The organism is Streptobacillus ratti, from assembly GCF_001891165.1.
Taxonomy (GTDB): Bacteria; Fusobacteriota; Fusobacteriia; order Fusobacteriales; family Leptotrichiaceae; genus Streptobacillus; species Streptobacillus ratti.
This window is the reverse complement of sequence record NZ_LKKW01000007.1, coordinates 1-13,932: the sequence shown is the minus strand read 5'-3', so window position 1 is coordinate 13,932 and position 13,932 is coordinate 1. Positions and strand designations below refer to the sequence as shown.

The window sequence follows — 13,932 nt, the reverse complement described above, 5'->3', positions numbered from 1 at the left end:
TTATATACCAATATTATAACTTATTATAGAAATTGTCAACAAAAAAGTACAACGTTTACTATTTAGATTGTTTTAAATCACTTATATGTTTTTGTATCTCTTGCATCTTTTCAGCTGTTAATGGATAGAACTTTAATGCAATAACTGATGCTAGCCACCCAAGTATAGGCATTCCTAAGAATAAGAACATAGCTGCATAAAATAATTGTGGAGTATTAGGATCTCCTATTTTAGGGAATCCATTTGTATATCCTATCATAGCAATTACAACTCCTATTACAGTTGTTGAAACAGATGATATGATTTTATCTACAAATGAGAATAATGTTCCCATCATACCAGGTACATATTTTCCTGTTCTATATGTTTCATAATCTGCACAATCTGCTATAGCATTAATAGTTAATCCTCCACTTGCTCCTACAAATCCTCTACCTATACACCATAAGATAATGAACGCTAAAGTTTCAAATCCAAATAAGTTATTTGCACTAATTTTTGTAGGATCTCCAAACTGGAATAATAGGAATAATAATGTATAAGTCATAATTGCTCCCCAAGCAGTAGTTATCATACCTTTTCTGATTCCAAGTCTTCTTGAATACTGAGCAAAATATTGTAAAAGTACAAATGCTGGTATTATAGTAATTAATGCAAGTTTAGATTGTAAAGTATTATCTCCCATAATAATACCATAAATCATTATACCTACTGCTGCATTTCCAGCTGTAGTTAATGCTATTTTATCTGTTGAAGCTGCCACTATTAAAGTTTGTATAGCTCTATTATTTTTTATAATATCAACATAATCTCTAAATTTAATTTCTGACTTAACTTCACCTGAACCAAAAAATTCCATTCTATCCTTTTTATATATACCTATAAATGATAATATTGTTAATACTGCACTTGCAAACATAAATGTAAATACAAATTCTCTAAATAAATTTAAAGTAAATGCACTATTATATTTAGGTAATAAATACCCATTTACATAAGTAGGTAAAATCAATGAAAGAAATACTAATGTATATCCACCCTCAAAACTTGAAAATAAAGGTCTTTGTTTAGGGTCATTAGTAATACAAGCTTGACCTGCCTTAGTTACTGCTGTTTGACATGTATATCCAAGAATATATATTATGTAAACTACCAAGAAAAATGGAAATCTTACTGATTCTGGTAATGTAGGTGTAACTATGTATATTAATGTCATAGTAACTGCCATAATTACATTACCTATAATCATATATGGTCTAAATTTACCAAATTTACCATTAGTTTTATCTATTAAATATCCTATTAATGGATCTGTAATACCATCAAAAATTCTCATTGCTGTTAATACATTTGATATTAATACTGTTGCAACTCCCATAAATCCTGTTGCAAAATATCCTAAGTAAAATGTCAACGCAAAAAATATATTAGTTGCAGTGTTATTTAATGAAAATAAAGCTATTTGCCATATTTCGGCTTTGTTGTATTTTATTTCTTCCATTTTATCCTCCTATTATTTTAACTTATAATTAAATTCAGGTATATTATTCCATCTTTTTCTTAAGTGATGGGCTACTAATTTTGGTGCTCTTTCTCTTGTAAATACACCTTTTTTATTTCCTTGAACTCTAAATATTCCAAATTTTGTTTGAAAATCTGCAAAGTTCCATGTTTGTTCCCCTACAAAATAATCTAAACTATCAAATACTTTTTCATTCATTTTGTAATATTCTATTTGAAATTCCTCTGTAAATGGTGTTCTAATATCTATATCGTGCATTCCTGAAATAGTATCTGCTCCATATTCTGTAAACATTATTGGTTTATCTGGGAATAATTTATGCCAATATTCCAATTCTTTTCTCATATTTATTTCTGCTGTTTCTAAGTCAGATAAATCTACATACCAACCATAATATCTATTTAAACAAATTACATCACATAAACTAGAAGCTAAACATTTTCCAGCTGGTGCAAGCATGATATTTATAAATGTACATGGTCTATTTTGAGCATCTAATTTTCTTGCAAGTTTAAATAATGGTTCAAAATATTCATATGCACCAACTTCAGCAGTAGATGATTCATTTGCTATAGACCACATAACAACACAAGCATGATTTTTATCTCTTTTAATCAACTCCTTTATTACTTGTTCATGTGCTTCTTTTGTATTTAAAGTTTCCCATGTATTCTTCTTTTCTGGATTTCCCATAAGATTAAATCCAAAATTTTCCATTAGTCCTACAGCTGTTGTTTCATCTATTACAACAAAACCTTCTCTATCTGCAAGTCTCATCATTTCTTCAGAATATGGATAATGTGAGGTTCTAAATGAATTAGCTCCTAACCATTTCATTCTACTGATGTCTACTACATTAGCCACTTCATCTAATCCTCTACCATGTAAATATGTATCCTCATGTTTACCAAATCCTTTAAAATAAAAAGGTTTTCCATTGATTAAGAATTTATTATCCCTAACTTCAACTGTTCTTATACCAAATTCTTCTATGTATTCATCTTCTACTTCATCAGATTTATTAATTAACTCAACCTTAGCCTTATATAAATAGGCATTTAAAGGTTGCCATAATTTTACATTTGATATATTTAAATTATTTCCTCCAGCAACTATATTATTTTCTTCATCTAAAATTGTTACTCTTATTTCCTTTGCTTCTCCCATAAAATCTACTTTTACATTTACTTTTGCATTTTTATCAAATACATCATATGTAATAGTTATATCTTCTATATGATTTTTAGGTTTAATCCATAACTTTACAGGTCTATGTATTCCTGCATAATTAAAGAAATCAAAATTTTCATCTACTAATTTTTTTACTACATTACCATTTTCATCTTTAATCTCTTTATAGTTACCTACTGGAAGTGAACTATAATCTAGTACATTTGAAACTAATACTTCTAAATTATTTTCTCCTAATTTAACAAATTCTGTAATTTCAAACTCAAAAGGTGTAAATCCACCTTTGTGTTCCCCTACAAAAATATTATTAACATATACTTTTGCAATATGTGATACGGAGCCAAATCTTAAATAAATTCTTTTTTCCAACATATATTTTGATACAATAAAATCTTTTTTGTAGAACATATTTCCTACATAATGTTTCTTTTCAAACTCAGAAAATTGATCATTAAAAGATGCAGGAACACTAATCTTATATTTTGTTAAATCATTTTCAAAATTAAAGTCCCATATACCATTTAAATCAATAATTTCCCTACTTAATGTTGATAATGGATATAGCATGTAATCACCCTCCTTATAATTTAGATTGCCATTGACCAGCCCATACATTTTCATTAAAATGTTGACCTTTAAATTCTGATTCTCCCATTAATTTTTCTATTAAAGCATCTATAGTTACCTCATTATCACAATATGCGTTTATATAGCATTTAACCATAGTAGCATCATGTAAATGATTAGTGAAATTAAAGGATACCATTACTGTTGGAACTTCATGTACATACCATGGAATTTCATTAGACATAGGTCCACTCCATTTTATTCTCATATTATTTGCTTCAGCATATCCTTTGATATTTGCAAAAACTAATGCTGCATCTACTTCACTTCTGTATTGTTCTATAGAACCTTTTTCTCTTTTTCCTGATTCATTTACCGTTACTTCAAATCCTTTTTCTTCTAATTTTTTAATACAGTATTCTTGAAATTTTTCATTAGGTCTATATATACCGTTTTTCTCTCCCTCAAGTATATATAGTCTGATTTTTTTATGTGTTTCAGGTCTAATAGGTAATTCAAATTTAGTATTTTTTATTAAACTAATTCCTTTATCAACAGCATCTTTTTGCATCTTAAGATGTTTTTCACAACCTATTACATCTAAGCCTTTTTCATCTTTTAATAAAGTATTTTCTTTTTGTTTAATATGTAAATTTAATTTTGCTTTTAAACCTAATATTCTTCTAACTGCATCATTTAATCTTTCCTCTGTTATTACTCCATTTCTATAACCCTCTAGCATATAGTTAAAGTCTTCATCTATGTCATTAAAGAATAAGAACATATCACAACCTGATGCTATTGCTAAAGGTACATAATCTTTTCTTCTCATACTAGCTGTCATACCTAACATATGAGAAGCATCTGTTATTACAAGACCATTAAAGTTTAATTTATCTTTTAATAAATCTTCTAATAATTCTTTAGATAATGTTGCTGGTAAAATATCTTTATCCTCAAGACTTGGATTTATTAATTTTTGATAATGTGGAAGTGCAATATGTCCTGCCATTATCATTTCAACACCATTATTAATATGATTTCTATAAACTTCTCCAAAAGATTTTTCCCATTCTTCTACTGTAAGTTCATTTACTCCTAAAATTAAATGTTGATCTCTTTCTTCTGTTCCATCACCAGGAAAATGTTTAATACATTTAATAATATTACTTTTATCTAATCCTTTAAGATATGAATTAGTATGTTTAATAACAACATCTGCATCTCTACCATAAGCTCTTGTATTTACTATAGTGTTTCTCCAATTTTTAAGTATATCTACACATGGATCAAAATTAACATTAATTCCTAATGCTTCTTCCTCTACACCACTTACATATCCTGCGTTATATGAAACTTCTAAATCTCCACTTGCCTCACACATAGCGGCTGTTGCAATATATGTTCCATCTGAACATGCACCATTACCACCTGAATCACAATTGGCAGCAATAAGTAAAGGTATTTTAGAGTTCTTTTGTAAACTATTTAAAAGATTCATTACCTCATATTTATTTCCACCTTGGTATCTTGCACCACCAACTTTAAACTTCGTAACAATCTCCTCATTTGAATATTTTGATTCTTCAGGTCCTAAATTACCTAACCAAAATAAATTAAAGAATAATTGTCCAATTTTTTCTTCATCTGTGATACTAGCTAAAGTATCTTCCACCCATTTAATTTGCTCATCATTTAAACAGTATGGTTTTTCTCTTAAATTAACTAATTTTGACATATTACCTCCTCCTATAATTTACTGTTGTATTCATCAATATATTTTTGATCTTCATATTGGTTATTAATAAACTTATCTAAAATTTCTTCTTTAAATCTAATCCAACTTCTTGCTTCATCATCAAATATTATTGGATAAAAATATACATTGTTTTCTTTTGCAGCAGTAATATCTCCAGGAGAATCTCCTATCATTAATACATCGTTTACATCTATACCCTCATCTAATATTTTCTTTATGCAATCTTTTTTTGTACCCATATCTTGACCCATTACTATATCTACATATTTAAGTAAATCATGTCTTTCCCATTCAGAAAGTATAGCCTCCTTATTTGCAGATGATACTATTACTATTTTTACTTTATCTTTCATTTCCTCAAAAGCTTCTTTAACCTTTTCAAATGGTTTATCCATACCCTCTAAAGAAACTATTCTTTTATTAACTTCTAAACTCCAATTTAAGGCTTTCTTTAATTCCTCTGAATTTTTAGTCTCTATTTCCCTAATTAAAGAATTATTAGATAACTCATTAGTAGTTTTTATCCAATTATCAACATCATTAAGTTTTGAATATTTAGGATATTTTTCACTAAATATTTTAAATATTTCATTTAATCCTTGAAACCTATTTATACCTCTAGTTTTTGAATATAGGTTAATATTATTCCATAATGTTAAAAATTCTTCTCTTTCTTCAATGTTCCACAAATCAGCTGCAAGAGGACCAAAACATTCTATATGCTTATAGTTCATTGTATCCATTACACAACCATCAGAATCAACACATACAATTTTTTTCATAATTTCTCCATTCCTTCCATTTTTAGTAATCGTTTACCATAATAAGTTAAATAAAAAAGGTTATGATAAGTAACCGTTTACCAAATATAACTAAATAAAATAAAGTAAGAACATTTACTTTATAGAAACCGTTACACTTTTTTTCAAAAATAGTATACCTTGAAAATTTAAATAGTCAATACCTTTTTTAGTTTTTCATAATTTTTATTGTAAAATAAAAAGGCAATACATTCTGTACCACCTTATTAAAATGTATATCCTGCCTCTATTCCTAGTACTCCCTTTATATTTCCTGTATAAATAGCAACATTGTATTTCTCATCTATCTTAATTCCTAATGATATTTTACCCACTGTTATAAGTTCAGCTTTTTTTAATGTTCCATTCTCTATTAAAGGTCCTACTCCTAGTCCAAGTTCTGCACCAGCATATAGCTTAAGTCTTTCCTTTAAATTATAGTTAAAGTCTACTTCTCCACCTAAAGCTATATTAGGGGTAACCTTTTTTGTTCCTGTTGATTGTATAATTGTAGCAACATTTAAATTAACCTTTGGTCCAAAAGTAACATAAAATTTCTCATTAACATCAGCTTTCCATTCTGCTAAAAATGAAGTTGATGTAGAAATGTATTCATTTGCTTTAACATCATTTTTAGTACTAATGGCTCCCAAAGCTACCTCTACTCTATATCTTGGACCAGATAATTTAGTAAAGTTTCCATCAACTTTATTATCTTCTACTGAAAATGAAGTTAATCCAGCAAATAAGATTATTGATAATAGTATTTTTTTCATATTTTTTCCTTTCTATTAAAAAGTGTAACCTGCCTCTACACCTACAACTCCCTTAATATCTCCTGTGTAAAGTGCTAAATTAAATTTATCTTTTACTTTAATACCTACTGAAAGTTTGATTTCTGTTTTAAATTCAACTCCTTGAAAATGTTTACAGCTAGAACCTGCAAAAGCTTGAAATCCTATTCCTGCTCCAACTTCCATACCAGTATATATTTTAACATCTTCTATTACTTTATAGTTAAAATCTATTTCTCCTCCTAATATTATACTAGAGTTAATAGTTGTTGCATTTGAAGTTCCTATGAAATTTTCAAAATTTAAACTAACCTTAGGTCCAAAACTAATATCAAATTTCTTATTAATCTTAAGTTCCCATTCAGGTAATACTGAAACAGACCCTGAAAAAAAGATATTACCATTAGTACGAGCAAATCTTCTATCATCAACAAATCCTGATGAAACTTCAACTCTATATCTTGGTCCAGTAAAACTGTTTGAGAATGAAAATAAACCTCCTATAGATAATATTAATAACATTAATTTTTTCATTACTATTCTTTTCTATTAAAAATAATATTGTATATTGTTTTTTTTACTTTTATTTTTACCAAAGAGATTATACTTTATTTTTTTAACCATGTCAAATTTTTTAATTATATAAATTTAAAAGGTATAAAGACTGAGCTTTATACCTTTTAAATATTACTTAATTCTATATATTGCTGATTCATTTTTAGTATGATTTGCAGATATAATTATATCTTCATCTTCTAAATTGATAGCATCTAAATTAGCTGTTCCTACTCCTTTTTCTATAATAGTAGAAACATATTTACCATCTACATATTGTATATAGAATAATTCAGATTCTATTCTTCTAACTCCACAAACAAAAGTATTTACTCCTCTAAACTTAGTAGCAACTAAAGCATGTGCAAAGTCTATCTTATTTTCATATTCATAAACTTTAACTAATTTTCCAGTTGTTTGATTATATATTCTAATTTTATCTCCATGGAAAGCTTCTATAGTTATTATTTCATCTACTCCATCGCCATCTAAATCTGATACAGCTATTTCTCCTGTTGGAAAATCGCATATTCTTTCAAATTTCCAATTAGATGTATCACCATTGATATATAGCTTGTCTATTCCTTGGTCACTTCCAAAATATATTTCATTATGACCCTCTCTAGTGTCATGGTAAAATCCATGATTTCTATATAAATCTGTTTTAATTTCTTGCAATTCAATTTTTTCATTTAAATCTTTAGGTAATTTAGCTGCAAATATAGAACCTGGAACTCTCCAATCTTCTTTGTGTTCTTTTTTATTTGATATAGTAGCCAGTACTATATAAACATCTTCATCAACTTTAGCTAAAGAAAATCTATGTATATATTCTTTTTTTATTATATCTTTGAAAGTCCATTTTCCATTTTCATAAACTCCCCAAACTATTTTTGATCTACTTGGAGATTCTTTTAAATAGAAATCTTTTATAGCTATAATTTCATTTTCTTTACCAGGAATTTGGACGATAGACATACATCCACCACCACTTTCCCACATTGTTTCTACTTCAGAAAAATCATTACCTCCATAGCTATAACATGGTCTTCCCTCATCAACATAAGCTTCACTTGCAACTATTATCTTATACCCATTAGAAGTTTTTAAATGACTAGCACAATAAGCTCTATCTAAATCTCCTAATCTTTGTTTTATTATTTCCATATTATTCCTTTTCTTGATTAAGTTTTCCTAATTAATTTAACATACTGTTTAACCAAACTTATTTGACTTGAGGTCATTTTACTTAAATCCTGCATGATATCTATGATTTTTTCATCAGAAATATCTTCTATTATTTCATTCCATATTTCATTTCTTAGTTCACGCCTATCTTTATCTGTATACCCTATTATTTTATATAATTTCAGATGATCAATTTCTAATATCCTAGCTATATTTTTTAATAATAAAGGATTAGTCATATTATGTTTTCCTAATTCTAAATTAGATAAATAAGCAGGGCTGATGTTTAATTTATCAGCCATTTCTCTAAGTCCTATTGATTTTTTAGTTCTTTTATTTCTAATATATTCTCCTAATGCTATAACTAAATTAGGATTCGTTTTTATATCAAATTTATCACACATAAAATAAAGCCTCATTCCAAATTACTTTTGTCCATAATACGCATTTTTACCATGTTTTCTTAAAAAATGTTTATCTAACAATTCTTGTTGCATTCTATTAACTTTTGGGTTAATAGTTTCAGTCATTATTGCCATTTTTGCAACTTGTTCTAGTACTACAGTATTATGAACTGCTTCAGCTGGATTTTTACCCCATGTAAAAGGTCCATGACTATGTACTAAAACAGCAGGCACATATAAAGGATTAATATTTCTTTCTTCTAATGTTTCTATTATAACACTTCCTGTTTCTTTTTCATAGTCATTTTTTATTTCATTTTCAGACATTTTTCTAGTACATGGTATATTTCCATAGAAATAATCAGCATGAGTAGTTCCATATGCAGGTATATCTTTACCTGCTTGAGCCCACATAACAGCGTGAGTAGAATGAGTGTGAACTATAGCTCCTATTTCTTTATACTTTTTATACAATTCTATATGAGTTGGTGTATCTGATGATGGTTTTAAATGTCCTTCAACTACATTTCCATCTAAGTCAACTACAACCATATCACTAACTTTCATATTTTCGTAATCTACACCACTAGGTTTAATTACTATAAGGTTAGTTTCTCTATCTATTCCACTAACATTACCCCATGTATAAATTACAACACCTCTTTTAGGTAATTCTATATTAGCCTTAAAAACTTCTTCTTTTAATTTTTCTAACATAAATATCCTCCTTTTCTCATAGCCTCTAAAACAAACTCTCTTGCTTTTTTAACTTCTTCTTTACCTTGTTCAATATCGCTATAATTTTCAGTCCACATTTCTATTAAAAATGGACCTGAATAATTTAAAGAGAATAACTTTTTAAAACATTTAACAAAATCTACACAACCAGCACCAAAATCTACTTCCTTAAATTTCCCTGGGAAATTATCTGTTACTGCAAGAGTATCTTTAACATGTATTGCTACAATTTCTTTATTAAACATTCCTAATTCTAATTCTTTTGATATATCATTTTCTTGCCAAGCACTTAAATTTCCTAAGTCTGGATATACTTTAAGGTATGGTGAATTTACTAATTTTGAATATTTCATATATTTAGTAATTGAGTTTATAAACGGATGATCCATAATTTCTATAGCTAAACATACATTATATTCCTCAGCCATTTTTAAAGCTTTAGATAAATTTTCTATAAAATACTTTTCAGTTATTTCATCACTTTCTTCATAATAAACATCATAACCTGCTAACTGAACTATTCTAATCCCTAATCTATCTGCTAAAAGTATAGCCTTTTCCATCAGTTCCATAGATTTTTTTCTAATATTTTCATCATGAGAACCCATAGGATACCTCCTATGACCACTAAAGGTCATAGTTGGTATTCTCATATTATTAATATTTAACTCACATTTTAATTCATTTATTGTATCTATATTCCAATCAAGTCTAGCAAGTCTTTCATCACTTTCATCTACAGAAATCTCTATAAAAGTAAATCCTAGTTCTTTAGCAAGTTTTATTTTTTCTTTAAAACTATATTTCTTAGGCAAAGCCTTTTCATAAATTCCTAATTGCAAATTTTTCAACTCTTTTCTAAATCTATTTAATAACTTCTTCTATATATGCTAATAATTCTTCTGGTGTTTTTTTATCTCTAATTCTATCAAAAGATTCTTCATCGTCAAATAAAGTAACTATTTGTGGAATAACTTCTGCTATATGAGTTTCTGAATCCGTAGCAGAAAATCCTATTAATATATCTATCATTTCTCCTGTTGGAAATTCTATTGCATCATTTAAAGTTAAAAATGTAAAAGCATTTTTTATAGCTCCCATTTCTCCTCTTTCATGTGGCATTGCAATTCCTGGACCTATGATATAGAAAGGACCTATTTCATTTGTTCTTTCTATTATAGCCTTAGGATATTCTGGTTTAATTGCTCCATTTTTCAATAAAGGTTCAAAAAGTAATTCTATAGCTTCTTGCCAATTAGACACATTTTTCCCTAATTGTATAGATTTATTATCCTTTAATGAATCTACTATGTTCATTTATACTCCTATTCCAGCTAATTTTAATTTTTCTTCTAGTTCAGCTTCATTTAACATATTTTGTACACCTATTAATATAGTTGGAGCTTTAACATTTAATTCTCCTACCATATGAATAGAACTAATAACTATATCGTAATTATTTAATCCTGATTTTGCTTCTCCAATACTACAAGAACTAACATCTGCAGTTATATTTAATTTATCAAGAACCTTTTTCATCTTCATTTTCATAATCATACTAGTTCCCATTCCACTTCCACAAACTGCTAAAACTTTCATATTTCCCTCTTTTCTGAAATATATTCTATTTTTATGAAATATATTCTATTTCTATTCTTCTTCAACTATTCCTTCATAATATTGCTCTTTATTCTTACATCTTCTATATTGTAATATAGGGATAGCTAACATAGATACTACTGCTATAATATATCCAAATAATCCTAAATATTTAATTAATAGACCTTGTGCTAACCAAACTGTTGATTGATCTATATTTCCATGCCATCCACCAAATCCAATTAATCCAAATACGATTACTGCAACTGCACCTAATAAAACTTGTAATATACCTGAAATAAATGTTGTAATTGCTACAGCTTTTACTCCACCACGTTTATTAGCGAATACTGCTATAGTCGCATTATCAAAGAATACTGGAACAAATCCTGTAACTATTAATACTGGTACTAAAAGAGGATTAAATAATCTTAAAACTATTAAACCTCCTATTGCTAAGAATTGTCCTAAAACACCGAATAAGAATCCAAATAATATTGCATTTTGTGATCCAAATCCATATGTAGCAGCACAATCAACTGCTGGTATAGCTCCAGGTATTATAGTATTTGAAATACCTTGGAATGATATTGTTAATTCTGAAACAAACATTCTTACACCTTGTTTCAATATTGATAAGTAAACAGCAAATTTTAAAGATGTTTCAACTACATATATTAAGAATGATTTATTTCCACTCATATATGCTACAGCTTTTTCTCCTAATAAAACTTCTGCTCCTAATATATACATTATTATACCAAAGAAAACCATCATTAAAGTTCCTGTTGCAACTATATCATCATGGAATATTGATAGCCATTTAGGTAATTTAATTTCATCAACACCTTTTTTAGGATCTCCTAATTTAGGTGAAATTCTATCTGCAAACCATACTGCAAACATTTGTTGATGTCCTATAGCAAATCCAGCATTACCAGTTAATCTTTGAGTAGGTTCTACTGATAAATTAGATGCTACTGCCCAATAAACTCCTGAAAAAATACCTATTAATGCAGCACCGTAGAAGTTTCTAAACATTGGTAATAAGAAAAATATTAACCAAGTAGCTGTAGTAGCTTGTTGTTGCATTATATGACCTGTAATAAATAGAGTTCTAACTTTAGTGTATTTTCTAAATAATACTAATAAAATATTTATTCCAAACCCTATAAGTAATGAAAACATTACCCATGCTACTGTTAATCCTATAGTTTCTAAAGCAGTATTAACTGCATTTAATCCAAAATATGGGTCTATAACAGAAGCACTCAAATTATATTTAGTATTCAATCCTGCAAGTATAGGTCTAAATGTTACTACTAATCCACCTGCTCCAACATTTAAAATTAAATACCCAACTGTTGCTTTTAAAAAACCTGCAAATGCTTCATAAAATGGTTTTTTTAGTAATAAATATCCAATAAATACTAATAATCCAACGAAAAATGGTGGGTTTGTTAAAACATTACTTCCAAACCAAATCAAAGCTTTAGTTAAAAATTCCATAAATATCTCTCCTTATATATTACAATATTGATGTAAACGGTAAATCAGGTTCTATTGTGAAAGCATCTTCAAATCCTCTTGGATACATATATTCCATATCATCTTTGTTATCAGGGAATACAAAATGCCCACCTGGTTGCCATATATATGGTTTAAATGTATATTTTAATCTATCTTTTCTATAATTCCATAATAATGTAATTTCTTTAGGATCAGCCATAAAGTTAGACCATATGTCATGATGTATAGGTATTACAACTTGTGTTTTTAATCCTTCTGCAACTCTTAATACATCAGAAGCAGTTAATTTATCTGTCATTCCTCTAGGATTTTCTCCATATCCAACAAACGCAACATCAACCTTATTTTCATTTCCATGTTTTACAAAGAAATTAGAATGATGTGAATCTCCTGCATGGTATATATTTCCACCTGTTGTTTTAAATAAGTAATTTACTGCCATTTCATCCATATCAGGTGGTAATTTATCTTTTAATACAACATCATCATCTACTGTTAATAACATAGTTCTATCAAAAGATTCTAACATTTTTATTTTAGTATCTTTTATTTCTATTTCATCTCCAGGCTTAACTGTAACTAATCTTTCTTCAGGTACTCCCCATTTTCTCCAAATATCTGTACAACTTTTTGGTCCTACAAATTTAGTATTAGGGCAATTTTGTAAAACTGCTGCCGCAACATTTATATCTATATGATCACTGTGAGAATGTGTTGAAATTAAAGCATCTAATTCTTTTATACCAAATGGATCTATAACACATGGTGTAGTTCTTAAATTTGGTTGTAATGCTACACATCCTACTGCTCTTTGGTGTTGATGTTTAGCTTTCATAAGTTTATTAGATTTTGTTTTTTTACCTGTTGAAACCCATAAATCTACACAAAGATTAGCTCCTCCTTCACTTTTAATCCAGATTCCCATGTTTCCTAACCACCACATTGAAACTGTACCAGGTTTAACCTCTGTTTCAGCAATCTCTTCATTTATCCAAGTCCCCCATTCTGGGAATGTTTGTAAAATCCAAGACTCTCTTGTAATTTCATTAACTTTTGCCATTATATCCTCCTAAATAAAAAAAATAAAGTGTTAATAATTTGCTAACAATATATTTTACCTCAAGAAATTAAATAGTCAATAGGTCTTAAAAATTTTTTTTAAATATTTATTGAATATAATTTGAATTATTTATTTGATTTGTAATTAATTTACAAAAAAACTGCACCTCTAATCTTGCATTTAAGATTTTGGGTGCAGTAAATATATTTCCTAAATTCCAAAAGT

The 13,932-nt window shown here is 27.9% G+C and carries 14 protein-coding genes; all 14 read right to left on the bottom strand.

Annotated features, from left to right (window positions below; all coding sequences use genetic code 11):
• Positions 1-58: 58 nt before the first annotated feature.
• Positions 59-1,501: an MFS transporter gene (locus tag BT993_RS02165; RefSeq protein WP_072593016.1), complete on the bottom strand. Its 1,443-nt coding sequence runs from the start codon at positions 1,499-1,501 to the stop codon at positions 59-61.
• A gap of 12 nt (positions 1,502-1,513) precedes the next feature.
• Entirely contained in the window at positions 1,514-3,280 is a 1,767-nt protein-coding gene (gene uidA, locus BT993_RS02160; protein WP_072593015.1) for a beta-glucuronidase, read from the bottom strand.
• A gap of 13 nt (positions 3,281-3,293) precedes the next feature.
• Positions 3,294-5,018: a glycoside hydrolase family 3 protein gene (locus tag BT993_RS02155; protein WP_072593014.1), complete on the bottom strand. Its 1,725-nt coding sequence runs from the start codon at positions 5,016-5,018 to the stop codon at positions 3,294-3,296.
• Positions 5,019-5,029: 11 nt separating this feature from the next.
• A complete protein-coding gene (locus BT993_RS02150; RefSeq protein ID WP_072593013.1) occupies positions 5,030-5,821 on the bottom strand; it encodes an HAD family hydrolase in 792 nt (263 codons plus the stop codon).
• Between the two features lie 245 nt (positions 5,822-6,066).
• On the bottom strand, positions 6,067-6,615 hold the full coding sequence (locus BT993_RS02145; RefSeq protein ID WP_072593012.1) for a hypothetical protein: 549 nt from the start codon (positions 6,613-6,615) through the stop codon (positions 6,067-6,069).
• Between the two features lie 15 nt (positions 6,616-6,630).
• The gene (locus tag BT993_RS02140; RefSeq protein WP_072593011.1) at positions 6,631-7,167 is read right to left on the bottom strand and encodes a hypothetical protein; all 537 of its coding nucleotides are present in this window, start codon (positions 7,165-7,167) and stop codon (positions 6,631-6,633) included.
• Positions 7,168-7,320: 153 nt separating this feature from the next.
• Complete coding sequence (locus tag BT993_RS02135; RefSeq protein ID WP_072593010.1) at positions 7,321-8,355, bottom strand: VCBS repeat-containing protein; 1,035 nt, start codon at positions 8,353-8,355, stop codon at positions 7,321-7,323.
• 17 nt (positions 8,356-8,372) lie between these two features.
• Positions 8,373-8,795 carry a helix-turn-helix domain-containing protein gene (locus BT993_RS02130; protein ID WP_244147534.1) on the bottom strand — a complete coding sequence of 141 codons (423 nt, stop codon included), beginning with the start codon at positions 8,793-8,795 and terminating at the stop codon, positions 8,373-8,375.
• Between the two features lie 6 nt (positions 8,796-8,801).
• The gene (araD, locus tag BT993_RS02125; RefSeq protein ID WP_072593008.1) at positions 8,802-9,497 is read right to left on the bottom strand and encodes an L-ribulose-5-phosphate 4-epimerase; all 696 of its coding nucleotides are present in this window, start codon (positions 9,495-9,497) and stop codon (positions 8,802-8,804) included.
• Positions 9,491-10,360: an L-ribulose-5-phosphate 3-epimerase gene (locus BT993_RS02120; protein WP_072593007.1), complete on the bottom strand. Its 870-nt coding sequence runs from the start codon at positions 10,358-10,360 to the stop codon at positions 9,491-9,493. The genes araD and BT993_RS02120 overlap by 7 nt, the downstream gene beginning before the upstream one ends.
• Before the next feature lie 22 nt (positions 10,361-10,382).
• Complete coding sequence (locus BT993_RS02115) at positions 10,383-10,835, bottom strand: PTS sugar transporter subunit IIA (RefSeq protein ID WP_072593006.1); 453 nt, start codon at positions 10,833-10,835, stop codon at positions 10,383-10,385.
• On the bottom strand, positions 10,836-11,117 hold the full coding sequence (locus tag BT993_RS02110; protein WP_072593005.1) for a PTS sugar transporter subunit IIB: 282 nt from the start codon (positions 11,115-11,117) through the stop codon (positions 10,836-10,838).
• A gap of 51 nt (positions 11,118-11,168) precedes the next feature.
• Positions 11,169-12,626 carry a PTS ascorbate transporter subunit IIC gene (locus tag BT993_RS02105; protein WP_072593004.1) on the bottom strand — a complete coding sequence of 486 codons (1,458 nt, stop codon included), beginning with the start codon at positions 12,624-12,626 and terminating at the stop codon, positions 11,169-11,171.
• 19 nt (positions 12,627-12,645) lie between these two features.
• Complete coding sequence (gene ulaG / locus BT993_RS02100) at positions 12,646-13,707, bottom strand: L-ascorbate 6-phosphate lactonase (RefSeq protein ID WP_072593003.1); 1,062 nt, start codon at positions 13,705-13,707, stop codon at positions 12,646-12,648.
• Between the last annotated feature and the right edge of the window lie 225 nt (positions 13,708-13,932).